The 24,279-nt window shown below is 63.5% G+C and carries 25 protein-coding genes; 12 read left to right on the top strand and 13 right to left on the bottom strand.

Translation table 11 applies throughout. The features are described 5' to 3' along the window. Positions 1–5: 5 nt before the first annotated feature. Positions 6–1,298 carry a fumarylacetoacetase gene (gene fahA, locus PPA02S_RS20700; protein ID WP_028633298.1) on the bottom strand — a complete coding sequence of 431 codons (1,293 nt, stop codon included), beginning with the start codon at positions 1,296–1,298 and terminating at the stop codon, positions 6–8. Positions 1,299–1,300: 2 nt separating this feature from the next. Continuing rightward, complete coding sequence (gene hmgA / locus PPA02S_RS20695) at positions 1,301–2,602, bottom strand: homogentisate 1,2-dioxygenase (RefSeq protein WP_028633299.1); 1,302 nt, start codon at positions 2,600–2,602, stop codon at positions 1,301–1,303. Between the two features lie 172 nt (positions 2,603–2,774). On the opposite strand from hmgA, the gene PPA02S_RS20690 reads away from it, so the two are divergent. Then, positions 2,775–3,557 (top strand): IclR family transcriptional regulator, encoded by a 783-nt coding sequence (locus tag PPA02S_RS20690; protein WP_028633300.1) that lies wholly within the window; start codon positions 2,775–2,777, stop codon positions 3,555–3,557. A gap of 237 nt (positions 3,558–3,794) precedes the next feature. On the opposite strand, the gene PPA02S_RS20685 is transcribed toward PPA02S_RS20690, so the two are convergent. The 3 genes from PPA02S_RS20685 to PPA02S_RS20675 all read right to left on the bottom strand — a co-directional run bounded on the left by PPA02S_RS20685 (position 3,795) and on the right by PPA02S_RS20675 (position 5,932). Then, on the bottom strand, positions 3,795–4,700 hold the full coding sequence (locus PPA02S_RS20685) for an alpha/beta fold hydrolase (RefSeq protein ID WP_028633301.1): 906 nt from the start codon (positions 4,698–4,700) through the stop codon (positions 3,795–3,797). 169 nt (positions 4,701–4,869) lie between these two features. Beyond that, positions 4,870–5,556, bottom strand: a complete 687-nt coding sequence (locus tag PPA02S_RS20680) for an LrgB family protein (RefSeq protein WP_028633302.1) — start codon at positions 5,554–5,556, stop codon at positions 4,870–4,872. Then, entirely contained in the window at positions 5,546–5,932 is a 387-nt protein-coding gene (locus tag PPA02S_RS20675) for a CidA/LrgA family protein (protein ID WP_028633303.1), read from the bottom strand. The genes PPA02S_RS20680 and PPA02S_RS20675 overlap by 11 nt, the downstream gene beginning before the upstream one ends. 99 nt (positions 5,933–6,031) lie before the next feature. Here PPA02S_RS20675 and PPA02S_RS20670 point away from each other — a divergent pair, with 99 nt between their 5' ends. Further along, a complete protein-coding gene (locus PPA02S_RS20670; protein WP_028633304.1) occupies positions 6,032–6,931 on the top strand; it encodes a LysR family transcriptional regulator in 900 nt (299 codons plus the stop codon). Positions 6,932–6,947: 16 nt separating this feature from the next. On the opposite strand, the gene PPA02S_RS20665 is transcribed toward PPA02S_RS20670, so the two are convergent. Continuing rightward, complete coding sequence (locus PPA02S_RS20665) at positions 6,948–7,403, bottom strand: flavodoxin (protein ID WP_028633305.1); 456 nt, start codon at positions 7,401–7,403, stop codon at positions 6,948–6,950. A 225-nt stretch (positions 7,404–7,628) separates the two neighbouring features. Here PPA02S_RS20665 and PPA02S_RS20660 point away from each other — a divergent pair, with 225 nt between their 5' ends. The 5 genes from PPA02S_RS20660 (at position 7,629) to PPA02S_RS20640 (ending at position 10,400) form a co-directional block, all read left to right on the top strand. After that, positions 7,629–8,246, top strand: a complete 618-nt coding sequence (locus tag PPA02S_RS20660; RefSeq protein ID WP_028633306.1) for a PilZ domain-containing protein — start codon at positions 7,629–7,631, stop codon at positions 8,244–8,246. Positions 8,247–8,415: 169 nt separating this feature from the next. After that, the gene (locus PPA02S_RS20655; protein ID WP_028633307.1) at positions 8,416–8,988 is read left to right on the top strand and encodes an antibiotic biosynthesis monooxygenase; all 573 of its coding nucleotides are present in this window, start codon (positions 8,416–8,418) and stop codon (positions 8,986–8,988) included. 33 nt (positions 8,989–9,021) lie between these two features. Further along, on the top strand, positions 9,022–9,759 hold the full coding sequence (gene folM, locus PPA02S_RS20650) for a dihydromonapterin reductase (protein WP_028633308.1): 738 nt from the start codon (positions 9,022–9,024) through the stop codon (positions 9,757–9,759). A 10-nt stretch (positions 9,760–9,769) separates the two neighbouring features. Next, on the top strand, positions 9,770–10,066 hold the full coding sequence (locus PPA02S_RS20645) for a DUF1244 domain-containing protein (RefSeq protein ID WP_028633309.1): 297 nt from the start codon (positions 9,770–9,772) through the stop codon (positions 10,064–10,066). Then, the gene (locus tag PPA02S_RS20640) at positions 10,059–10,400 is read left to right on the top strand and encodes a HopJ type III effector protein (RefSeq protein WP_028633310.1); all 342 of its coding nucleotides are present in this window, start codon (positions 10,059–10,061) and stop codon (positions 10,398–10,400) included. Before PPA02S_RS20645 ends, PPA02S_RS20640 begins: the two co-directional genes overlap by 8 nt. A 71-nt stretch (positions 10,401–10,471) precedes the next feature. Here PPA02S_RS20640 and fabV read toward each other — a convergent pair whose 3' ends face one another. Next, positions 10,472–11,683, bottom strand: coding sequence for an enoyl-ACP reductase FabV (gene fabV / locus PPA02S_RS20635; RefSeq protein ID WP_028633311.1), 1,212 nt, complete (start codon positions 11,681–11,683; stop codon positions 10,472–10,474). A 286-nt stretch (positions 11,684–11,969) separates the two neighbouring features. Between fabV and PPA02S_RS20630 the strand changes: the two genes are divergently transcribed. Next, the gene (locus PPA02S_RS20630) at positions 11,970–13,151 is read left to right on the top strand and encodes an acetyl-CoA C-acetyltransferase (protein ID WP_028633312.1); all 1,182 of its coding nucleotides are present in this window, start codon (positions 11,970–11,972) and stop codon (positions 13,149–13,151) included. Between the two features lie 3 nt (positions 13,152–13,154). Here the strand turns inward: PPA02S_RS20630 and PPA02S_RS20625 are convergent, their stop codons facing one another. Next, a complete protein-coding gene (locus PPA02S_RS20625; protein WP_028633313.1) occupies positions 13,155–13,988 on the bottom strand; it encodes a 5-methyltetrahydropteroyltriglutamate--homocysteine methyltransferase in 834 nt (277 codons plus the stop codon). Positions 13,989–14,235: 247 nt separating this feature from the next. Here PPA02S_RS20625 and PPA02S_RS20620 point away from each other — a divergent pair, with 247 nt between their 5' ends. Continuing rightward, the gene (locus PPA02S_RS20620) at positions 14,236–15,720 is read left to right on the top strand and encodes a methylenetetrahydrofolate reductase C-terminal domain-containing protein (RefSeq protein WP_028633314.1); all 1,485 of its coding nucleotides are present in this window, start codon (positions 14,236–14,238) and stop codon (positions 15,718–15,720) included. Here the strand turns inward: PPA02S_RS20620 and yjiA are convergent. From yjiA to PPA02S_RS20605, 3 genes are all read right to left on the bottom strand, one after another. Beyond that, entirely contained in the window at positions 15,680–16,657 is a 978-nt protein-coding gene (gene yjiA / locus PPA02S_RS20615) for a GTPase (protein WP_028633315.1), read from the bottom strand. The two genes, PPA02S_RS20620 and yjiA, sit on opposite strands and share 41 nt — an antisense overlap. 84 nt (positions 16,658–16,741) lie before the next feature. Continuing rightward, the gene (locus tag PPA02S_RS20610) at positions 16,742–16,939 is read right to left on the bottom strand and encodes a YbdD/YjiX family protein (protein ID WP_003251633.1); all 198 of its coding nucleotides are present in this window, start codon (positions 16,937–16,939) and stop codon (positions 16,742–16,744) included. Positions 16,940–16,952: 13 nt separating this feature from the next. Beyond that, positions 16,953–19,019 (bottom strand): carbon starvation CstA family protein, encoded by a 2,067-nt coding sequence (locus PPA02S_RS20605; protein WP_028633316.1) that lies wholly within the window; start codon positions 19,017–19,019, stop codon positions 16,953–16,955. A gap of 164 nt (positions 19,020–19,183) precedes the next feature. Here PPA02S_RS20605 and PPA02S_RS20600 point away from each other — a divergent pair, with 164 nt between their 5' ends. Both PPA02S_RS20600 and PPA02S_RS20595 read left to right on the top strand, forming a co-directional pair. Continuing rightward, the gene (locus tag PPA02S_RS20600) at positions 19,184–19,546 is read left to right on the top strand and encodes a PilZ domain-containing protein (RefSeq protein ID WP_028633317.1); all 363 of its coding nucleotides are present in this window, start codon (positions 19,184–19,186) and stop codon (positions 19,544–19,546) included. 262 nt (positions 19,547–19,808) lie between these two features. Beyond that, positions 19,809–21,326, top strand: a complete 1,518-nt coding sequence (locus PPA02S_RS20595; protein ID WP_028633318.1) for a nucleobase:cation symporter-2 family protein — start codon at positions 19,809–19,811, stop codon at positions 21,324–21,326. Between the two features lie 21 nt (positions 21,327–21,347). On the opposite strand, the gene radA is transcribed toward PPA02S_RS20595, so the two are convergent. Further along, the gene (radA, locus tag PPA02S_RS20590) at positions 21,348–22,718 is read right to left on the bottom strand and encodes a DNA repair protein RadA (RefSeq protein WP_028633319.1); all 1,371 of its coding nucleotides are present in this window, start codon (positions 22,716–22,718) and stop codon (positions 21,348–21,350) included. Positions 22,719–22,896: 178 nt separating this feature from the next. On the opposite strand from radA, the gene mscL reads away from it, so the two are divergent. Next, complete coding sequence (gene mscL, locus PPA02S_RS20585; protein WP_028633320.1) at positions 22,897–23,301, top strand: large-conductance mechanosensitive channel protein MscL; 405 nt, start codon at positions 22,897–22,899, stop codon at positions 23,299–23,301. A 42-nt stretch (positions 23,302–23,343) separates the two neighbouring features. Here mscL and PPA02S_RS20580 read toward each other — a convergent pair whose 3' ends face one another. After that, positions 23,344–24,120, bottom strand: coding sequence for a ferredoxin--NADP reductase (locus PPA02S_RS20580; protein ID WP_028633321.1), 777 nt, complete (start codon positions 24,118–24,120; stop codon positions 23,344–23,346). Between the last annotated feature and the right edge of the window lie 159 nt (positions 24,121–24,279).

Genomic DNA, 24,279 nt, shown 5'->3' with positions numbered 1-24,279 from the left:
GCCCCTCAGTTGGCTGCGACGACCGTGCCGCGGCATTCGCCGAAACCGATACTGGCCGAACCCTCGCGCCGGCAGCGCGCACGCAGGATGATCTCGTCACCGTCCTCAAGGAACGTGCGGACCTCACCGTTGGCCAGCTCCACCGCCTGTTTGCCACCTTCGGTGATTTCCAGCAGGCTGCCGTACGAACCTGCCGTCGGCCCCGACAGCGTGCCTGAACCAAACAGGTCGCCCGGCTGCAACTGGCAACCGTTCACGCTGTGATGGGCCACCAGCTGCGCGGCTGTCCAGTACATGCTGCGGCTATTGCTCAGGGTCAGGCGATGGGGGGCCTGGCCTTCGTTGCGCATGCGCTCGGTGAGCAGCAGCACTTCCAGCTCAATGTCGAATGCACCGGCAGCCTGGTCCTGGGCGCCGAGCAGATACGGCAGCGGTTGCGGGTCACCTTGCGGGCGGGCGGGCTGTGCGCAGCGGAACGGCTCCAGCGCTTCGGCCGTTACCACCCAGGGCGAAATGCTGGTGACAAAGCTCTTGGACAGGAACGGCCCTAGCGGCTGGTACTCCCAGGCCTGGATATCCCGTGCCGACCAGTCGTTGAGCAGGCACAGGCCGGCGATGTGTTCCCCCGCCTCGTCGATGGGGATTGCCTGGCCGATGTCATTGCCCTGGCCAATCCAGATGCCCAGCTCCAGTTCGTAATCCAGCCGTGCGCAGGGGCCGAAACGGGGTTCGCTGTGCCCGGCAGGCAGCGTCTGGCCCTTGGGCCGGCGCACGTCGGTGCCAGACGGGCGAATGGTGGAGGCGCGGCCGTGGTAACCGATGGGCACGTACTTGTAGTTGGGCAACAGCGGGCTGTCGGGGCGGAACAGCTTGCCCACATTGGTGGCATGTTCGATGCCCACGTAGAAGTCGGTGTAATCGCCGATCTGCGCTGGTACGTGCAGCTGGCACTCATTGGCAGGGTAAAGCGCCGGTTTCAACGCTGCCTGGTGCTCGCTGTGCTCGCCCAGCAGTTCCAACAGTCGACCGCGCAAGGCCACTCGCGCGTTGCGGCCCAGTGCAAAGAAGGCATTCAGGGTGCCACCCGCCGTCGCCTCGGCGGCAGCCTTGGCCTGGCCATGGAAAAGGCCCGCGGCAAGTACCGCTTGCAGGTCCAGGATGGCATCGCCGATGGCTACCCCGCAGCGCCTCGCCTCACCCGGCCGGCTGAAAATGCCCAGCGGCAGGTTCTGCAACGGGAAGTCTGCGTGCCCGTTGGCGTGCTCGACCCAGCTGCGGGCCATGACGGTGTGGTTCATGCTTATCTCCGGTTCGGGTTGAACGTGCTGGGCAAGGTGGCCCAGCAACTGTCGTAGTCGGCCTGCAAGTGTGGGGATGCCAAGGCCTGCTGACTTGGGCGCAGCACCTGGCTGGTCTCGAACATGAAGGCCATGGTGCTGTCGATCTTGTGCGGCGCCAGGTCGGCAGCGATGGCCTTGCTGCACGTGTCGGCATCCGGGCCGTGGGCGCTCATCACCCCATGCAGCGAAGCCCCCCCGGGCAGGAAACCCTCGGCCTTGGCATCGTAGGCACCGGCGATCAGGCCCATGAATTCGTTCATCAGGTTGCGGTGGAACCACGGTGGCCGGAAGGTGTTTTCGGCCACCATCCAGCGCGGCGGAAAGATAACGAAGTCCATGTTGGCCAAGCCGTGCACGCTGCTCGGCGAGGTGAGCACAGTGAAGATGGACGGGTCGGGGTGGTCGAAGCTGACCGTGCCCAGGGTGTTGAAGCGGCGCAGGTCATATTTGTAAGGGACGTTGCTGCCATGCCAGGCCACCACGTCCAGCGGGGAATGCTGAAGCTCGCAAGCCCAGTGCTCGCCCAGAAACTTCTGCACCAGTTGCACCGGCCCCTCCAGCGCTTCGTAATGCGCCACCGGGGTGAGGAAGTCCCGGGGGTTGGCCAGGCCATTGCTGCCAATCGGCCCAAGGTCGGGCAGGCGCAGAGGCGCCCCATGGTTTTCGGCAAGGTAGCCCCGGGCCTGGCCGTCCAGCAGTTCCACCCGAAACTTCATGCCCCGGGGGATCACTGCAATCTCCAGCGGCTCTACATCCATCACGCCCAGCTCGGTGGCGATGCGCAGGCGGCCCTGCTCGGGCACCAGCAACAGCTCCCCGTCCGCATTGAAGAACACGCGCTGCATCGAACGGTTGGCACGGTAGACGTGCACGCTCACACCCGCCGGTTTGTCGGCAGGCGCATTGGCCACCATCGGCAGCCAGCCTTCGATGAAGTCAGTCGGCTCTGCGGGGATAGGCTGCGGGTTCCAGCGCAGGCGGTTGGGGGTGACAGCCCCCAGTGGCGTGGCCAGCGGCTGGCGGGCCAGGCGCTCGAAGCGAGGGTGCAGCGCCGAAGGGCGAATGCGATACAGCCAGGTACGGCGCAGCTCGCTGCGGGCCATGGTGAAGGCGGTACCCGACAGCAGCTCGGCATACAGCCCATAGGGGGCCTTTTGCGGTGAGTTCTGACCCACCGGCAGGGCACCCGGCAGCGCTTCGCTGGCGAACTCGTTGCCAAAGCCACTCAGGTAGTGAAGGTCGGGTGACAGCTCGCGGTCCATCGGTGCCTCCGGGCTCTGGCAGAGCCTGTTCGGGCAGTTGCCGGCAGGGCCGTGGGGCCGCCAGCAGGTCTGCATTGTTATTATCGTAATCAGATTACGGATAACGTAATTTGCCCCGTGCCTGGCGTCAAGCTATAAAGGCCCGACTGAAGACTGCAGAAGACGACACCCCATGGCCCGTGCCAGCACCTCCACCGACAATGGCAAGCAGAAAGTCCGCTCGGCGGAGGTGGGTACCGACATCCTCAAAGCCCTGGCGCAGCTGTCCCCCTCCACGTCGTTGTCACGCCTCGCCGAACATGTGCAGATGCCTGCGAGCAAGGTGCACCGGTACCTTCAGGCCTTGATTGCCAGTGGCTTCGCCGAGCAGGATGCCGCCACCAACCACTACGGCCTGGGCCGTGAAGCCCTGCGGGTGGGCCTGGCGGCGCTGGGCAGCATCGACGTGCTGAAGATCGCCGCCCTGCCGCTGTCGCAGCTGCGCGACGCGCTGAACGAGAGCTGCTTCATTGCGGTATGGGGCAACCAGGGCGCCACCGTGGTCAGCATCGAACCGGCGGTGCGGGCGGTTACCGTGGTCACGCAGATCGGCTCGGTGCTGCCGTTGCTTACTTCGTCCACCGGGCTGGTGTTCGCTGCCCACCTTCCCCAACGCGAAACGGCCGAATTGCTTGAACGAGAGCTTACAACCCTGCAGCAGGGCGCCGAGCACTACCACGGGTTGCTGGCGGGGATCCGTGAGCGGGGCCTGCACCACGTGCACGGTTTGCTGATGCCAGGGGTGGATGCCTTGTCTGCCCCGGTATTCAACGCCATGGGGCAGATTGCAGCGGTGATGACGGTGGTGGGGCCTACCTCGATGTTCCATGCCGACGAGCACGGGCCAGCCGCCCGGCAGTTGCTGGCGGCCGCACGCGAGGTGAGCTGGCGCATGGGGCATGCCACTGAAGCCTGAGGGCCGGCTGCACTGTTGCCCCTGATGTAAAGGTGAATGTCACAAGTGGCTATTTTTCTCGGCGGATCAAGTGCTTATTCTTGAACCACTGGCCGGCCTGATGGGCTTTCCCCCCGCTTTTCAGGAATGCCGGAACGACGTTGATTTTGAAGCTCCTTGATCTGACGTCTCGATTGACCGCTGCGGCTTGCAGCGGTTTTTTTTTGCCTGTTCACAGACTGCCGACCACGCATCGCCCTACGACCATGCCACCTGCTGAAGGGTGCAGCGGTCTATTTGCTCGCGAAAAGCAAGGTAATGGCGCAGCACCTGCACCGGCGCCTCGTTATGAGGGTAATGGCCTATACCTTGAAGCAGCACCACGTCGGCATCGGGTATCAGCTGCCGGTAGCGTTCAGCCATATGGGCGCCACACAGCGGGTCTGCCGCACCATTGATGAGGCGCAGCGGTACGTTGGCACCCTGCAGCGCATGCACCCAGCGATCACGGTACGCCCTGGCCTCTGGTACATAATTCGCCAGCTTGTGCAGAATGCGCGTACCCCGGTTGGCCGCCACCAGGCTCCACATATCATCCAGGGCACTCTCGCTCGGGTGGGTGCAGGGGCCGTATACCCGCGTCATGTTGCGCACCAGGTCATCACGCCCGAATGAGCGCGCCACCAGCCAGCCCACCCGGCTCAGCAGCAGTTTCTGCAACAGCAACAGCCGCGCATGCTCCGGGAAAAGCCCGCTGTTGAGGAATACGCAGCTGGCAATGTTGGCACGCTGCTCGCGGTGCCGGGCCAGCAGTTCCTGGGCGACACTGCCGCCGTAGTCGTGGGCCAGCAGGTGCACAGGCTGCGCCATGTGCAGATGGTCGAGCAGGGCCTGTTGCAGGTCAGCCTGGTGCATCAGGGTGTAGGCGTGGTCAACGGGTTTGGCCGAGTCGCCGAAACCCAGCATGTCGCAGGCAATCACCCGAAAGCGCTGCGACAATGGCCCCCACAGGTAGTGCCAGTCCCAACTGGCCGTGGGAAAACCGTGTAACAAAAGCAGGGGCGCTCCTTGCCCTGCGGTCCAGTAGCGGATGCTCTGGCCCCGGAAAGTGAAACTCTGTCCCCGGGTACGCCAGACGCACAATGGAATTTCGGCCATAGGCATCGGAAGGAACCCGGTTAGTCAACGTGATAGGGCAAGGCTGCGGTCATTGCATGTCACCTCGGCACTTACATGTGCTCTCTGATCGAGGCTGAGTCTAGCCAGCCGCCCTGCGCCTGGAACTTGCGTTGCCAGCCAGCTTGATGACTGAGCGAGTCAGTGGCACGAACGGTCAGAGCAACAGCGCCAGCAAGGGCGCGGCGCACAGGTTCAACAGTCCGGTCAGCACCATCACCAGGCCGGCCACCGAACCCTCTTCGCTGCCCACTTCCTGCGCCCTGCTCACCCCTGCACCATGGGCCCCCACGCCGAACAGGGCACCGCGGGCCAGCGGCGTGCGCAGGGGCAACCAGCGCAGCAGCACACCCCCGAACAGGGCACCGAGCACGCCGGTGAACATCACGAACACTGCGGTCAGCTCTGGCACACCGCCCAGGTCCTGCGCCAGGGGCATGGCGAACGGCGTAGTAATCGACCGCGGAACCAGCGACAGGCTGGTGGCAGTGTCCAGTGCCAGCAGATGAGCCAGCCCCCAGGAACTGGCAATGGAAGCACTGCTGCCCACCACCATGCCGGTCAACAGTGCAGGCCAGTGCCGCGCCAGCAGGGCACGCTGTTGCCAGATCGGTACGGCGAACGCCACGGTCACAGGGCCCAGCACACCCATCAGCCAATGGGTATTGCGGGCATATTCGGCATAGGCCGTGTGCAAGGGGATGGCCACCGCCAGAAGCAGCACGGGCACCAGTATCAATGGCGACAACAGGTAGCGCCCGCTGCGCCGATACAGCCAGCGGCTGCCCAGGTACGCCAGCAAGGTGAGCAGCAGCCAGAACAGCGGCATCGGTTCAAGGCTCACGGTGCAGGCTCCAGCGGCAGACCCATTCAACGGTCAGGGCGGTCACCACCATGACCACCAAGGTACTCAGTGCGATCACCAGCAGGATGCGCCAGCCCTCGTCGCGCACCAAGGCGCCATAATCCAGCAGGCTCATCAAGGCGGGGATGAAAAACAGCAGCATCTCGGCCATCAGCCAGCCAGCGCCCAGTTGCAGCATGGCGGGCTTGAGCACGCCGCAGGCGAACAGCAGCAACAGCAGCGCCAGGCCCATGACGCCACCGGGTATAGGCCAGCCTAGCCACGCAGCCAGCTTGCCACCTAGCAGGAACAGGGCGCCAATCACGGCCATTTCCGCCAGCAGGCGCAACGTCTTTTTCAGTAGAGCGGTATTCATGCTGTTAGTCCTCGACAGGCCTGCCATTGTAAAAACTGCCTCCCTAGGCCAAAAGCGAATTGTTAGACTTGACGCCATTCCATAATGGAATCGAGAAAGATGGAATTCAAACAGCTGCGAAGCTTTATCGAAGTGGTGCGCTGCGGCGGATTTACCCATGCCGCCCAGGCGCTGCATATGAGCCAGTCTGCGGTCAGCAAGCAGGTTGCACAGTTGGAGCAAGATGTGGGCCAGCCGTTGCTGGAACGCCAGGCCTCGCAACTGCACCTGACCAGCGCCGGGCGCGTGGTACTGGAGCGTGGCGAAGCCTTGCTGCGCCAGCGCCAGGCACTGCTGGACGAACTGGACGCGCTCAACCAGATGGGGCGTGGCGAGTTGCGCCTGGGCTTGCCGATGTTGGGCAGCGACGCCCTGTTCGCGGGCTTGTTCGCCGAATACCGGCGGCGCTATCCGAACATCGCCATTCAGTTGCTCGAGGGCGGCAGCCTTAGCGTCGAGCAGGCCGTGCGTGAGGGCGAACTGGAGCTGGGCGGCAGCCTTACGCCCAGCGACCAGGGGTTCGAGTATCAACCCTTCTGCAACGAGCCACTGGACGCCCTGCTACCGGCCAGCCACGAGCTGGCCAGCCTGGAAAGTGTGACGTTGCGGCAACTGGCCGACACACCGTTTCTGCTGTACCAGCGCAGCTTCGTGCTCAACGACCGGCTGCTGAAGGCCTGCCAGCAACAAGGCTTCACGCCCAGGGAGGGTGGGCGCAGCGGCCAGGCGGACTTTCTCGCCGCCCTGGTAGCGGCAGGCCAGGGTGTGGTGCTGCTTCCCCGCGTGGTGGCCAGGGCGCTGGAGCGCCCTGGCGTGGTACGGATGCCACTGTGTTCATCCTCAGACCTGCGGTGGGACATCGCCTTCATCTGGCGACGTGGGGCGCACCTGTCGCGGGCGGCACAGGCCTGGCTGGCCTTGTTGCGCGAAAAACCCGCCCTGGTATCAGGCAAGGGCTGATATGCACAAGGGCCGATCAGGCCTTCAACGCGCCAGCGAGGTCGGCCAGCCAAGGCTCGGCATCGGTTTCGGGCGTTACGGTCTCGCTGGCATCCAGGCGCAACATCGGTTGCACCTCCTGCACGCCAAGCTCGGCAAACAGTTCGCGCATCTGCTCGCCGCCGCCGCAATAGGTGTCGCCATAACTGGAATCGCCCAGCGCTATCACCGCGCCCGGCAGCCCACGCCACGCGGCTGGCAGGGTGTCGCGGATGCTGCTGTACAAGGGCATGAGGTTATCCGGCAGCTCACCCATGCCGGTGGTGGAGGTCACGGCCAGCAGGGCGTCCGGGGCGAACGCCTGGATATCCTTCAAGGTGCTGCGGGCCGCATACCAGGCCTGCAGGCCAGCAGCCTTCAACAGTGACTCGGCATGACGGGCGACTTCTTCGGCGGTGCCATACACCGACCCGGAAATAATGGCGACTTTCATCGGGGAGAGGATTCCGAAACTGAGTGAAAACGTAGGATACTAGCATCCGGCGCTGGCTAAAGGCCGCCTCTCTTCCGGATGCTCCCCTGCACGTTGCACCTTCACACGCGATGCGCACTGGGCTGGGTGAACAGGGCATTCGTCCGAAACCTTGGCACTACGGTTGAACCAGGGCGTGTACAAGCAGTCAATCGGTTTGAAGAACCCTCACCTTCGAGTTTCATCATGCAAGAAGACGTGCTCTTGACTCAGGACGAACTGGATTACATTCAGGACGTCCAGCAGTCGCCGCAGTTCGATGTGGCCGATGCCTTGCCCAGCCTGCTGGTCAATGGCGACAGCCGTGTCCAGAACTTGCTCACGCGCCTGGTGGCCGACGAGCAGGTGACCCTGCAAGCACACGTCAACAACCAGCAGATCAGCTTTCCGCTGCAGGTGATCGAAGACGAGTTTCATACCCTGCACCTGCAATTGGGGGCACCGGAAATCTACGAAGATGGCCCCAGGCTACGCCCGTGGCGCCTTTCCCTGGACCACCCCATCGCCCTGCTGAATGCCGATGGGCAACCGAGCGGGCTGTGGGTGTGCGACATCTCCTTCAAAGGCGTGCTGGTGGAGTTGCGCGACCTGCCGGAAGCCCCCGACCAGTTTGAACTTCAATTCGCCCCCGGCGACATCGAGCCCATCGAGTTGAAAGGCACGCAGCGGCGGCAGATAAACGGCACCAAAGCCGCTTACCACCTTGGCCGCAGTGCCGCTGAGGAAATCGAGCGCCTGCGCGACTACATCCTCCAGGCCCACAGCCGCGTGCACCCGGAGCTGCATACGCAGCCAGCCGCCTGACCCCTGCCCAACCGATGATGCCAGCCGCCTGGCGGCCGATGCTTACCAGCGCCGCCACATCAGCGATAATCCGCGCCCAATTCTTGCATGCATGCCTGTGTCGCCCACCACCCCGGTCGACATAGCCAGGGGCCAGCTACCCGCCAGCCCCGTTGTCTGGAGATACACGATGTCTACCCCTCCCGTTACCCTGATGGTGTCGCGCCGCGCCGCTCACGGCCGCTACCAGGCGCTGCTGGCCTGGCTGCACGAAGGCGAACAGCTGGCCACCGACTTCCCCGGCTACCTGGGCTCCGGCATCCTCGCACCGCCCAGCGATGGCGACGAATTCCAGATCATCTTCCGCTTCAGCGACGAGCCCACCCTCAATGCCTGGGAGCATTCCGCGTCGCGACGCGCCTGGCTGCAGCGCGGCAACGGTTTGTTCGAGCGCCCCAGAGAGACGCGCGTCAGCGGCCTGGACGACTGGTTCGGCACCAGCCTGGTGCGTAAACCGCCGCGCTGGAAGCAGGCCGTGGCCATCTGGCTGGTGTTCTTCCCGGTGTCGCTGGCGTTCAACCTGGTGTTCGGCCACTGGCTGGCCAGCCTGGGCATCGTGCCGCGCATCTTCCTCAGCACCCTGGCCCTGACGCCGTTGATGGTCTACCTGTTCATCCCCTTGTCGACGCACCTGCTGGCGGGCTGGTTGCACGCTTCCCCCACCTCGGCCCGGCCCGCGCCCCAGGCATCGCGCAGCCGCTGAGGCCAGGCCACGCACACGGCAGGCAGTTCGGGTATGCTGGGCGGCAACCAACGACAGACAAAGTTGACCGCCCCGAACATGAATAGCCCCATCCTCATTACCGGAGCCAGCCAGCGTGTCGGGCTGGCCCTGGCCGTGGAACTGGCGCAGGCCGGCCACCTGGTGGTCAGTGCCAGCCGCAGCCTCCTGCCCCAGGCGGCCCACCCCAACATCGTGCAGTTCCAGGCTGACCTGTGCCAGGCTGCCGACCGCGAGGCGCTCATCCAGCACCTGCACAGCGAATACGACGGCCTGCGTGCCATCATTCACAATGCATCGCTTTGGCTCGACGATGGCCTGGAAAACCTCGAAACCATGTTCCGCCTGCACGTGGAGGCGCCCTACCACCTCAACTTGGCCCTGGGCGATTTACTGGCCCGGGTCGACAAGGCGGACATCATTCACGTCTGCGACGAAACCTCATCGCGTGGCAGCAAGAGCCACATCGGCTATGCCGCCACCAAGGCCGCCCTGCAGAACATGGTGCTGTCGTTTGCTGAAAAGTACGCCCCCACGGTGCGCGTGAACGGTATCCTGCCCGGGCTGCTGATGCTCAAGGAAGGCGGCGATGACGACTACCGCCGGCAAACCCTGAAAAAAGCCCTGCTGGAATTCGAACCCGGTGCCGGCCCCTTGATCGAAACGGTCAAGTACCTGCTGGCCAGCCAGTACAGCACCGGCAGCCAGGTGGTCATCAACGGTGGCCGCCACCTGAAGAACCGCATGATCTGAGAGAAGCCCCATGACCCCACAGCAACAGCTCGAACTTGAAGCCGCCGCCTTCCGGCGCCTGGTCGAACACCTGCGCGCGCGCACCGACGTGCAGAACATCGACCTGATGAACCTGTCCGGTTTCTGCCGCAACTGCCTGTCCAAGTGGTACAAGGCCGCAGCCGATGAGCGCCAGGTTGACCTGAGCCTGGATGATGCCCGCGAGGTGGTGTACGGCATGCCCTACGCCGAATGGAAAGCCCACTACCAGAAAGAAGCCAGCGCCGAACAACAGGCCGCGTTCGAACAAGGAAAACCCCGTGACTGACCTGAACACCCTGCGCACCGGCCTGGCCAGCGGCCAACACGCTTTCGCCGACACCCTGGCGTTTGTTGCCGAACACTATGACTACCAGCCCCAGGCATTCGACAACGGTGGCCTGCACAGCGCAGCCGGGCAGAACGAAGGCTCCTGCAAGACGCTGGGCCTGGCACTGCTGGAAGGGTTGAGCGATCAGGAAGCGTTGCTGGCATTTGGCGAGCATTACCGCGACGTAGTAGCCACCCCGGAAGGCAGCGACCACGGCAACATCCGGGCACTGATCAAACATGGCCTGGCGGGCGTCACCTTTGCGGCGCAGCCCCTCACGCGCAAAGCGTGAAGCAGGCCGGCCCCGCCTTGTTGCCTTCGCAGTGACTGCACTGCGAGGGCGCCAAGGCGGGCCGAAGCGGGTTACAGCTCGATGCAGTCGAACTTCACATCGGTTGCCACGTCTTCGTCGTAGTTGACGTCAGCGCGCTCGAAGCCGAACAGGTTGAGGAACTGCTTCTTGTAACCGGCATAATCGGTCAGCTCGAACAGGTTCTCGGTGGTCACCTGTGGCCACATGGCCTTGCAGGCATCCTGCACATCGTCACGCAGTTCCCAGTCGTCCAGGCGCAGGCGCGCCTTTTCGTCCACCGCTGCCGGCGCACCGTCGGTGCGGTACAGGCGGTCGCGGAACATGCGGTCCAGCTGATCCTGGGTGCCTTCGTGCACACCCTTCTCCTGCATGATCTTGAACACCATCGACAGGTACAGCGGCATGACCGGGATGGCCGAGCTTGCCTGGGTCACTACCGACTTGAGCACGGCCACGTTGGCGCCACCCTTGATTTCACCGGCCAGCTTCTGGTCCAGGCGCAGGGCGGTTGCGTCCAGGTCCTGCTTGGCCTGGCCCAGCGCACCGTGCCAGTAGATCGGCCAGGTGATCTCGGTGCCGATGTAGCTGAACGCCACGGTGCGGGCGCCTTCGGCCAACACGTCGGCACCGGCCAGGGCATCGATCCACAGCTGCCAGTCCTGGCCACCCATGACGGTGACGGTATCAGCGATTTCCTGCTCGGTGGCCGGCTCGATGCTGGCCTCGATGATGGTGTCCTTGTTGGTGTCGATGGCGGTCGACTTGTACGGCTGGCCGATCGGCTTGAGCGCAGAACGCACCAGCTCGCCGGTCTGTGGCAGTTTGCGCACAGGCGAGGCCAGCGAATAGATGACCAGGTCAACCTTGCCACCCATGTCGTTCTTGATCAGCTCGATGACCTTGGCCCGCGCTTCATCAGAGAAGGCGTCACCGTTGATCGACTTGCTGTACAGGCCGTCGGCCTTGGCAAACTTGTCGAAGGCAGCGGCGTTGTACCAGCCGGCGGTGCCTGGCTTGGTTTCGGTGCCTGGCTTTTCGAAGAACACACCGAGTGTGTCGGCCTTGAAGCCAAAGGCTGCGGTAATGCGCGCCGCCAGGCCGTAGCCACTGGACGCACCGATTACCAGGACCTTCTTCGGACCATCCTCGCGCACGCCCAGCTTACGGGTGGCTTCGATCTGATCACGAACGTTGAGCTCGCAGCCCTTCGGGTGAGTCGTGGTGCAGATGAAACCGCGGACCTTGGGATGAATGATGGCCAATGTCTGTACCTCGTCAGGTTGATGCCGGGAAAGCGCCACACCTTGGCGCTCTCGTTTAACAGAGGGTGAGACTCCCCCCGCAGATGATGCGGCACATATTAAGGGGTGAACGGGGCGATTCAAAACCCGAGGCGCACTGCTGGTGCGAAACCAGGCTGGGCGCAAGCGTCGGGGGCCCCGCGGATTGATTGGGTTTGGCTATCAATCCACAAGAAAATCAAACTTAACAAATGAGCCCAGGCAGACGATGCTGGGTGTTTAACGCACCCGCACGGAGAACAACAACATGAACGACGTGGTCATCGTTGCCGCAACCCGCACCGCCATCGGCAGTTTCCAGGGCGCACTGGCGGCCGTCCCTGCCGTGGACCTAGGCGCCGCCGTGATCAAGCGCCTGCTGGAGCAGACCGGGCTGGACCCTGCGCAGGTCGACGAGGTGATCCTGGGCCAGGTACTCACCGCGGGCGCAGGGCAGAACCCGGCGCGCCAGGCGGCGGTCAGGGCTGGCCTGCCCTACAGCGTGCCGGCACTGACCTTGAACAAGGTATGCGGGTCGGGCCTGAAGGCCTTGCACCTGGCCGCCCAGGCCATCCGTTGCGGTGACGCCGACGTGGTGGTTGCCGGTGGCCAGGAAAACATGAGCCTGGCGCCCTATGTGATGCCCTCGGCCCGCACAGGCCAGCGCATGGGGCATGGCCAACTGCTCGACAGCATGATCACCGATGGTTTGTGGGACGCCTTCAACGACTACCACATGGGCATCACGGCTGAGAACCTGGTGGAACGTTATGGCCTGAACCGCGAACAGCAGGACGCCTTTGCTGCCGAATCCCAGCGCAAGGCCTTGGCCGCCATCGAGGCGGGCCGCTTCGATGATGAAATCACCCCGATCGTGCTGCCGCAGAAAAAGGGCGACCCCACGGTATTCGCCCGTGACGAACAGCCTCGCGCGGGTACCACGGCTGAGTCGCTGGGCAAACTGCGCCCGGCCTTCAAGAAGGATGGCAGCGTCACGGCAGGCAATGCGTCCAGCCTGAATGATGGTGCCGCAGCGGTGTTGCTGATGAGCGCAACCAAAGCCGAGGCGCTGGGCCTGCCGGTGCTGGCCAGGGTGGCGGCCTACGCCAGCGCGGGCGTAGACCCGGCGATCATGGGTATCGGCCCAGTGTCGGCCACCCAGCGTTGCCTGGAAAAGGCTGGCTGGCAGCTGGCCGACCTGGACCTGATCGAAGCCAACGAGGCCTTCGCGGCCCAGGCGCTGGCGGTAGGCAAGGCGCTTGAATGGGATGCGGCGCGGGTGAATGTGAATGGCGGCGCCATTGCCCTTGGCCACCCGATTGGCGCATCCGGGTGCCGGGTACTGGTGACCTTGCTGCACGAGATGATCAAACGCGATGCCCGCAAAGGGCTGGCGACGCTGTGCATCGGCGGCGGCCAAGGGGTAGCCCTGGCCCTTGAACGCCGGTAGGCACTAGCGAGGTGTAGGGGTGTGGGACGTGTTCACCGCATGTACCAACGCCCCCACCTGCCGGCATTTGTGTACAGCCTGCTCCAGCGGGTTGTCCAGCAGCGAGCACGAGGGTGCCAGCCAGAGCCGCTCGCCCAGCCTGTCATGGGCATCGCGCAGCACATCCTGAAGCTGCGCCAGGTCGCCAGGTGATGCCTGGCGGCCATCAACCAACCCCAGCGACAGCACCTTGTAGGCGGGCAGGCGGTCGAGCACGCTCAGGTACTGTTCAGGCGCCTGCACGAGGTCGATGTGAAGCCCATCGACCGGCAGGTTCGCCGCCAGGCCCAGGTTGCCGCCCAAGGCACCGGAGCAGGTGGCGATCAGTTTTTTCAAGGGCGCCCGCTGGAGGATGTTGTAGACACGCTCGTAGGCGTTTTTCCAGGCTTGGGGCAGTTCAAGGGCAAGAATGGGCTCATCGATCTGCACCCATTCCACCCCCAATACGGCAAGCTGGTTGAGGGCCTGGTCATATTCAGGCAGCAGGCGGTCGAGCCGTTCCAGTGTGTCGAGGCCGTTTTCTTCGCCCTGCCACAGCAGCGTCAAAGGGCCTACCAGCACCGGCTTGACCGCATGGCCCAGAGCGATGGCTTCTGTCACCTCCTGGAAAAGCGGTTCCAGATGCCCAGCGAGCACGGAGGCCTGGGCGTCGACGACGCCAGGGTGCTGGTAGTACCAGGCGGTATCCCCGACGGGCAGCAGCTCGATACCGGCTTCTTTCTGCGCCTGCCAATGGCGGGCACGCAGTTCGCGATCGTCGCTGATGCGTGGGAAGCCCAGGTTGTGCGCCAGTGCCATGTCTTGCCCCTCGAGGTATCAAAAGAATGGGGGAATTGTCCGGGCAGGGGATGCTTGAGACAAACTCATTAAATTTGAGATGAATCCAAAAAATGCTCATGATGGCCCGCGCAATACAGATGGCACCGTCATGACCGGCGCAGGCAAAACCGGTGTCTCAAACAGATCACCGCCGTACGCAACCGGACATGACCGCGAGGTGCATCTGCCGCACAATGTCAGCCTGTTTCCTCAGGTGCCCGGCCCCATGAACGTGCTGAAAACCGCATTGCGCGAACAGCGCTTCGTCTGCGTGATGGAATTCGTCCCGAAGCCTTCGGCTGAGCGTTTCGCGGCCATGGATGCGATCTTGGCCCGCGGGCACCTGTGCGGCTGGCCGATGACCGTCGCTATCGGTGACCGGGTCGGCAGCCCTCTGGACATGTCCCCGCTCGACGCCCTGGCCTCGTTCAGCAACCCGGTACCCGCACTGCCGCACTTTTCTGGCAAGGACCGGGAGCGGCACCACCTGCTCGCCCAATTGCAGCGCATGGACGCGGCCGGCCTGCATCAGTTGCTGGTACTGACGGGCGACCGCCTGCCTGGGCATCAGCCAGGCGAGCGCCCGGTGCGCTACCTGGAGTCGGTCGCGGCGCTGCAAATGGCGCGTCAGGCGTACCCACACTGGTTACTGGGCGCCGCGCTCAACCCGTTCAAGTACTGTGAGGAAGAAGGGGCGGCGCAGTACTTCAAGGCCGAGAAAAAGCTCGCGGCAGGGGCCGACTTTTTCACGCTGCAACTGGGCTTCGATGCGGCCAAGCACCAGGAGGCCATGCACTGGGTGCGCCGCCAGCCTGCGCCGAAACCGCTACTGGCCTGCCTGATGAGCCTGACCCGAGGCCGGGCGAACATGCTCGATCACGTCGCCGGGGTTACCGTCACACCGTCCATGCGGCACATGCTTGAAGCCGAGGCAGCGCAATCCAAGGCCTTTGCCCAGGCCCGCAGCGTCGACCGGCTGGCCTTGCAGGTGATTGGCGTGAAGCTGATGGGCTATGCCGGTGTGCACCTGTCGGGCATTCACGAGATCAGCCAGTTGCTGGCGCTGGAGGCGCGGCTGGAGCACTGGCAGGCCCAGGTAACCGACATGGCGCAGTGGGCACCCGCCTGGCAGGCCAGTTGGCAGATGCCAGGCCTGCCTGCCGTTACGTTCCACCCGCCACAGGCCGCGTGGCGCCAGGGGGAGTCGCGGGTGACCGCCACCCTCACGCAGCAGGCGCGCTACCACCTGATGCACGGCATGCACTCACTGCTGTTCAGCCGTCGCAATGGCCTGAGCCAGGCTTTCGGCTGGGCGGTACGGCAGCCGGTGTGGTCCACACGCCTGGGCGCTCAAGTGTTGCACACGGCAGAACGCGCGGTGAAGCGCCCGCTGCTGGGCTGCGACACCTGTGGCCGCTGCCGCCTTGAGGACACACTGTATATCTGCCCGGAAACCTGCCCAAAGGGCCTGGCCAATGGCCCCTGCGGCGGCACGGCACTGAACCGCTGCGAATTCGGCGACCGCGAGTGCATCCACAGCGTGAAATACCGCACAGCCAAGGCCGTGCAGCAGACCGCGGTGCTGGCCGAACGCCTGATCCCCTGTATCGAGGAGCACACCCGTCACCGCAGTTCATGGCCCCAGTGGTTCGGGGCCCCGGCCACGGGTGCTACGCCGCAGTCAGCGCCTCGAAGCCAGCCCGGATCGTAGCCTCGGGCAGGTCGTCGGCAATGAACACCATCACGCTCTCGCGGGCCTCGCCCTCGGCCCACTCGGCATCCCAGTCAAAGCCATAGAGCTTGAGCACGCCCTGGAACACCAGCTTGCGTGGCTCCCCGGCGATGTTGAGCACCCCTTTGTAGCGCAGCAACTGCTTGCCATGGGTTTCCAGCAGGCCGTTCATGAAGTCGCTGAGGCGGTCGATGTCCAGCGCCGTATCGGTGCGCAGCACCAAGGTGGCGATACGGTCCGGCGTGGCCGGCTTGAGCACCGGGCGCAGGGCAGGCTTGAGGTTGGCGCCCAGGTCCGGGTTGAGGTTGAAGCCACGTACATCCAGCAGCTCGGCCAGGGAAATGCGGCCGTGCTCCACCACATGAATGGCCGCCCGCCCATTGATGCGGCCAAGCCGCTCGCGCAGCGCCAGCACGGCGTCCGGCTCGACCAGGTCGGTTTTGCTCAGCAGCAGGCGATCCGCAAAGCCGACCTGGGCCTGGGCGATGGCCTGGGTAAGGTGCAATTCGGCATGGGCCGCGTCCACCAGGGTGATGATGCCGTCGAGGATGTAACGCTCACGCAATTCCTCGTCGACGAAAAAGGTTTGCGCAACCGGTGCCGGGTCGGCAAGGCCGGTGCACTCGATCACCAGGCGGTCGAACGCGATCTCGCCGGCATCCAGCCGCTCCAGCAACAGGTACAGGGCACGGGTGAGGTCGCCATGAATGCTGCAGCAGACGCAGCCATTGGCCAGGGTCATCACCTGTACCGGCTGGTCACCGAGCAGCTGGCTGTCAATGCCGGCCTCGCTGAATTCGTTTTCGATGACCGCAAGCTTCAGGCCGTGTTCGGCCTTGAGCATGTGCTTGAGCAAGGTCGTCTTGCCAGCGCCAAGGAAGCCGGTGAGGACGGTGACGGGAATGGGCGTCTGCACGCAGAAAATCTCCTGAGCGGAAAAACAAAGGGCCTCATCGCCGGCAAGCCGACGATGAGGCCAGTACAGGTCAACGCCTGGGGTTCAACAGCATTTGGGCCCGGACTTGCCTCCGTAACGGGCTTCCTGGCGTTCACGGAAGAACGCCTCGTAGCTCATCACCGGCTTGTCGGGGTGCGTCTTCTGCATGTGTTCGACATAGTTGTCGTAGTCGGGCATGCCGACCATCAGGCGGGCTGCCTGCCCCAGGTATTTCCCCAGTCGACCCAGGTCGTTGAACATCGCAGCAGTCCTCTCAAGCGTCAGGCAAAGCCTGGAACGGGGTTTCCTTGTCGGTCCGTTCCTTGCGGCCCCAGGCGGCATACCCCACCTTGATCGCGAAGAACAGAATGCTGAACACCACCACCAGGAACAGGATGGTCAGCCCGGCGTTGGTGTAGGCGTTGTAGATCACGTGCTGCATTTGCCCGATGTCCTTGGCCGGGGCCAGTACCTGGCCGGCGTCCAGCGCGGTGCTGTACTTCTTGGCCAAGGCCAGGAAGCCCACGGCCGGGTTCGGGTCGAACAGCTTGATCAGGCCCGCAGCGGTGGTGCAGATCAGCAGCCACGCTGCCGGCAACAGGGTGACCCAGATATAGCGCTGGCGCTTCATCTTGATCAGCACCACGGTGCCGAGCATCAGGGCAATACCGGCCAGCATCTGGTTGGAGATACCGAACAGCGGCCACAGCGTGTTGATACCGCCCAGTGGGTCGATCACGCCCTGGTACAGCAGGTAGCCCCACATCGCCACGCAACCTGCGGTAGCCAACAGGTTGGCGCCCCACGATTCGGTGCGCTTGAGCGCCGGCACGAAGCTGCCCAGCAGGTCCTGCAGCATGAAGCGCCCGGCACGGGTACCGGCATCCACTGCGGTAAGGATGAACAGCGCCTCAAACAAAATGGCGAAGTGGTACCAGAACGCCATGGTGTTCTCGCCCGGCAACACCTGGTGCAGGATTTGCGCGATACCCACCGCCAGGGTTGGCGCACCGCCGGCACGGGCCAGGATAGTGTGTTCGCCAATGTCACGGGCGACGGCTTCCAGGTGTTCCGGCGTAATCAGGAAGCCCCAGCTGCTGACTGTCTGCGCCACCGAAACCGCGTCGGCACCGACCACGGCGGCCGGGCTGTTCATGGCGAAATACACGCCCGGCTCGATCACCGAGGCCGCGACCATGGCCATGATCGCCACGAACGACTCCATCAGCATGCCGCCGTAGCCGATGTAACGCGCGTTGGTTTCGTTATCCAGCAGCTTGGGCGTGGTGCCCGAGGAGATCAGCGCATGGAAGCCCGACACCGCACCACAGGCAATGGTGATGAACAGGAACGGGAACAGGGTGCCCTTCCACACCGGGCCCGTGCCGTCGGTGAACTGGGTCAGGGCCGGCATCTTCAGCTCGGGCGCAATGATCAGGATGCCGATGGCAAGCCCGACGATGGTGCCGATCTTGAGGAAGGTGGACAGGTAGTCACGCGGTGCCAGTACCAGCCACACCGGCAGCACGGCTGCAACGAAGCCGTAGCCCACCAGCATCCAGGTGATCTGCACGCCGGTGAAGGTGAACGCCGGGCCCCATACCGGGTCGGCGGCGATCTGCCCGCCCAGCCAGATGGACAGCAACAGCAGCACCACGCCGATAATGGAGATCTCGCCAATGCGGCCCGGGCGGATGTAGCGCATGTAAATGCCCATGAACATCGCGATCGGAATGGTCGCCATGACCGTGAACATGCCCCAGGGGCTTTCGGCCAGGGCCTTGACCACGATCAGCGCCAGCACCGCCAGGATGATGATCATGATCAGGAAACAGCCGAACAGGGCGATTGTGCCCGGGATACGGCCCATTTCTTCGCGGACCATGTCGCCCAGCGAGCGGCCATTGCGGCGGGTGGACATGAACAGGACCATGAAGTCCTGCACGGCACCGGCCAGCACCACGCCGGCAATCAGCCACAGGGTACCGGGCAGGTAGCCCATCTGCGCGGCCAGTACCGGGCCGACCAGGGGGCCTGCGCCCGCGATGGCGGCAAAGTGGTGGCCGAACAGGATGTGTTTGTTGGTGGGGACGTAGTCCAGGCCATCGTTGTTGAGCACCGCCGGTGTGGCACGGCGCGGGTCGAGTTGCATCACCTTGGTGGCGATGAACAGGCTGTAGTAGCGATAGGCAACCAGGTAGATGGCCACTGCCGCGACCACGATCCACAAGGCGTTGATCGCCTCGCCGCGACGCAGGGCGACCACGCCCAGTGCGCAGGCTCCCAGGACTGCCAGCGCCAGCCACGGTAGGTGGCGTAGCAGGCTATTATTGTTGTTCATGGTTTGATTCCAGCTGGTGGATTGGAAAGACCGCCCATCGAGTCTAGGGCGAGTCATCGCGCATTGCCACACTTGCTTGGGAATAGAGCCTTTCCGAAAGGATTGCGCACTAAGCCGACCAGGCAGAATTCATTCGACTCCGGATGTCATGCGAGGCCTGCATCATGAGCAACCCCCCTGAACGCCGCCGCTTCCTGCGCATCGATTTCGATGCGCCCACTGAACTGTGCCAGGGCCAGCAGCGCTGGCCAGCCACCCTGCTGGACTTGTCACTCAAAGGCCTGCTGGTACAGCGCCCTGCCAACTGGAGCGCCGACCTCACTCAGGATTTCGACGCCATCATCCACCTGGGCCCCGAAGAGCGGGTACATATGCAAGTGGAACTGCGCCATGAAGAGCCAGATCGGCTGGGCTTTGTCTGCCTGTACATCGACCTCGATTCGATGAGCCACCTGCACCGTCTTGTGGAATTGAACCTGGCCGACGGCACCGAAATGATGCGCGAACTGCGACAACTGATCGAATAATAAAATCTCTTAGCTAGCTAACATCCCCCTCGGGCTGACTTTCCTGTCCGTCTAGACAGCTTTGGCTGCGGTTGGGCTGTATTTGTACACACCCCTCTAGGCCCGCATTCAGCGTATTGGTACGGCTCCTGCATTGGGTTACAGGCGCTTAGCAGGCACCTGCCCGCGCGCTTGGATCTAAATATTGTATACAATTTGTGTGGCAATCTATGGACTGAAATGTCTACAGTAGCCACACAACAATAAACAGAGAGCCTGCTCAATGACCACGTCCCCTAGCACGTCTCCCACCCCGCGTCCGGAGGACGAAAACCTCGGCCTGGGTGCGAACCTGGCCTATGGGCTGCAGCATGTGCTGACCATGTACGGGGGCATCGTCGCGGTGCCGCTGATCCTTGGCCAGGCAGCAGGCCTCAACCCTGCCGAGATCGGCATGCTGATCGCCGCCTCCCTGTTTGCCGGTGGCCTGGCGACCCTGCTGCAAACCCTTGGGCTGCCGTTTTTCGGCTGCCAGTTGCCGCTGGTGCAGGGGGTGTCGTTTGCCGGTGTGGCGACCATGGGCGCCATTCTCAGCAGCGAGGGCGGCGGTGGCCTGCCCGGTGTGCTGGGCGCGGTGATGGCGGCCTCGCTGATCGGCTTTCTGATTACCCCGGTGTTCTCGCGCATCACCAAGTTTTTCCCGCCACTGGTGACGGGCATTGTCATCACCACCATCGGCCTGACCCTGATGCCGGTGGCCGCGCGCTGGGTGATGGGCGGCAACAGCGCCTCCCCGGAGTTCGGCAGCGTGGCCAATATCGGCCTGGCCGCCCTGACCTTCGCCATTGTGCTGCTGCTGAGCAAGCTGGGCAGCGCGACCATTTCGCGGTTGTCGATCTTGCTGGCGATGGTAGTGGGCACGTTGATCGCCTGGGCCCTGGGCATGGCTGACTTCGGCAAGGTTACCGAAGGCCCGGTGTTCGCCTTCCCTACCCCGTTTCACTTCGGCATGCCTGAATTCCACGTCGCCGCCATCCTGTCGATGTGCATCGTGATCATGGTGACCCTGGTGGAAACCTCGGCGGACATTCTGGCCGTGGGTGAAATCATCGACACCAAGGTCGACTCCAAGCGCCTGGGCAACGGCCTGCGTGCCGACATGGCATCGAGCATCCTGGCGCCGATCTTCGGCTCATTCACCCAGAGCGCCTTCGCCCAGAACGTTGGCCTGGTGGCGGTGACAGGCGTGCGCAGCCGCTACGTAGTGGCCACCGGCGGTGTGATTCTGGTGGTGCTTGGCCTGCTGCCAATCATGGGGCGGGTGATTGCCGCCGTGCCCACGCCGGTACTGGGTGGTGCGGGTATCGTGCTGTTCGGCACCGTGGCCGCCAGTGGCATCCGCACGCTGTCGAAGGTCAGCTACAAGAACAATGTGAACCTGATCATTGTTGCTGCATCACTGGGCTTCGGCATGATCCCGATCGCGGCACCCACGTTCTATCACCACTTCCCCAACTGGTTCGAAACCATCTTCCACTCCGGCATCAGCTCGGCGGCGATCATGGCCATTTTGCTGAACCTGATCTTCAACCACTTCACCACGGGCAACTCGGACCAACAGTCGGTGTTCGCCGCCGCCTACGAGCGCACCATCCAGTATTCGGACATTTCTGCGCTGCGTGATGGCGACTACTTCAAGGACGGCAAGCTGTTCGACGCCGAAGGCAATGAGGTGCCGATGCGGGTGGTGGACGAACACGGCAACGAGGCGGTAAAGCGAGCAGCGGTGGCCGAGCACTAACCTCTGCCGCTGAGGGCGCCATTATTCAAACAGCGCATCCAGCGCCTGCTCCAGCCGGGTGACCGCAATGACCTGCAGCCCGGCCGGTGCCTCCTTGGGGGCATTGCCCTTGGGCACGATCGCACGCTTGAAGCCATGCTTGGCCGCCTCTTTCAGGCGCTCCTGCCCGCTGGGCACCGGCCGCACCTCGCCCGACAGGCCGATTTCACCGAATACCAGCAGGCCATGGGCCAACGGCCGGTTGCGCAGGCTGGACATTACCGCCGCCAGCAAGGCCAGGTCTGATGCGGTTTCCAGCACCTTGACCCCGCCGACCACGTTGAGGAACACGTCCTGGTCATGGGTCGGAATACCCCCATGCCGGTGCAGCACCGCCAGCAGCATAGCCAGGCGGTTCTGGTCCAACCCCAACGTGACCCGGCGCGGGTTGGCCAGGTGGCTGTCATCCACCAGCGCCTGCACTTCCACCAGCATCGGCCGCGTCCCCTCCCAGGTCGCCATCACCACACTGCCGGGTACTTCTTCCTGGGTGCGGTTGAGGAAAATCGCCGATGGGTTGGACACTTCCTTCAGGCCGCGGTCGGTCATGCCGAAAACGCCCAGTTCGTTGACCGCGCCAAAGCGGTTCTTAACCGCCCGCAACAGGCGCAGGCGGCCGTCGGACTCGCCCTCGAAATACAGCACCGTGTCGACCATGTGCTCCAGCACCCGCGGGCCTGCCAGCGAGCCTTCCTTGGTCACATGGCCCACCAGGAAAATGGCCGTGCCGCTCTGTTTGGCGTAGCGCACCAGCAATGCAGTACTTTCACGCACCTGGGCCACACCGCCCGGCGCCGACTGCAACTGCTCGGTGAAGATGGTCTGGATCGAGTCGATTACCATCACCCGCGGTTTTTCCTGGCGCGCCGTGGCAATGATGGTTTCGATGCAGGTTTCGGTCATGACCTTGAGCTTGTCCTGGGGCAGCCCCAGGCGCCGCGAGCGCATGGCCACCTGCTGCTGGGACTCTTCGCCGGTGACATACAGCGCAGGCATGCCCACCGCGATGTTGCACAAGGTCTGCAACAGGATGGTCGACTTGCCGATACCCGGGTCACCGCCAATCAGCACCACCGAGCCGTCCACCAGCCCGCCACCCAACACGCGGTCCAGTTCGGTACTGCTGGTGGTGAAGCGCGGGATCTCTTCGACGCTGACTTCGGCCAGGGTCTTGATCTGCGCCTGCTGCCCGGTCCAGCCTGCACGCCCGCTGCTTGGCGCTGCCGCACCACCGCTTTCGATCATGGTTTCGACCAGGGTGTTCCAGGCCCCGCATTCGCCACATTGCCCAGCCCATTTGGGGAAGGTCGCGCCGCACTCGGTGCAACCATACATGCGCTTGGCCTTGGCCATGGGGAGTGTCTCCGGGTAAAAAGCCTGAATGATAACGTAGCGAACGTGCCCTGGCGGGCCTGGGATGCGACAAAACTATTCGTTGCGACAGTAGTCACTACCCCTGAATGCAGCGCATGAAGCGTTTAAGTGGCTTACACTGCGTTTACCTCACCATTTGTTACAAAGGAATAGATACATGGGCATGATCAGTGAGTTCAAGGCCTTCGCGGTCAAAGGCAACGTCGTCGACATGGCGGTCGGTATCATCATCGGCGCGGCCTTCGGCAAGATCGTCTCGTCCTTCGTTGGGGATGTGGTCATGCCGCCACTGGGGCTGTTGATCGGCGGTGTCGATTTCAGCGACCTGGCCATCACCCTGAAAGCTGCCCAGGGCGATATCCCGGCGGTGGTGCTGGCTTATGGCAAGTTCATCCAGACCGTCATCGACTTCGTGATTATCGCCTTCGCCATCTTCATGGGTGTGAAGGCCATCAACCGCCTCAAGCGCGAAGAAGCCGTGGCGCCAAGCGTGCCGCCTGCTCCGTCGCCTGAAGAAACGCTGCTTACCGAAATCCGCGACCTGCTTAAAAACCGCCCCTGAGGCAGTACCCTGCGAGCGGCGCCCGCCGTTCGCAGGCAGTAATTACCAGTAGGTTTCCACCGCAACCTGGCCAGGGCGCTTGCTCAGGCTCAACTGCAGGTCGCGCGCCTTGAGCACCTTGCGCGTCTCATCAATCATCTCAGGGTTGCCGCACAGCATGATGCGCGAGTGCTCGGGGGACAGCGCCAACCCCGCTGCCCGCTCCAGCTCACCGTTCTCGATCAGGGTGGTGATGCGCTGGGTCAGGGCGCCGGGGTGCTGCTCGCGGGTGACTACAGGAATGAACTGCAGTTTGCCGGCGTACTCCGCCAGGTAATCACGCTGCTCAAGGGCGTTGATTTCATCGACGTATGCCAGCTCTTTGGCCTCGCGTACCGAATACACCAGCTTGATGTTGTCGAAACGCTCCCAGGCTTCGAAGTCCTGCAGGATCGACATGAACGGCGCAATGCCTGTGCCGGTTGCCAACAGCCACAGGTCGCGCCCGCCGGTGAAGCGGTCAAGCGTCAGGAACCCGAATGCCTGGCGGTCTATCAACAGCGTGTCGCCTGCACCCAGGCGGCTCAGCTCGCTTGTGAATTCGCCACCGGGTACTACGATGGAGAAGAAGTCGAGGTACTCGTCGTGCGGCGCGCTGACCATCGAATAGGCTCGCCACACCACACTGCCATCGGCCTTGCTCACCCCCAGGCGGGCAAACTGACCCGAGCGGAAGCGAAAGCCCGCATCGCGCGTGACTCGCAGGCTGAACAGGTTCGGCGTCAACCGCTGAACATCGAGCAGGGTCTGACGAGTGAATTTCTCAGCGCTGGCGGTCATGTCGGGCTCCAAATACGGGGTCCATACAGTGTCGCGCAAAGTAGTCTGGATAAAAACCACTGCTTTGTGGGGCCTAGTGCCGTTCGCGGCACATTCCGTCACAGAAAAGCCCGCCTGCTATAGCCAAATGTACCAACGATGGGCTGAAACGTTTCCTAC

This window comes from Pseudomonas parafulva NBRC 16636 = DSM 17004, assembly GCF_000730645.1.
Lineage (GTDB): Bacteria > Pseudomonadota > Gammaproteobacteria > Pseudomonadales > Pseudomonadaceae > Aquipseudomonas > Aquipseudomonas parafulva.
This window is presented reverse-complemented; position numbering and strand designations above follow the sequence as displayed.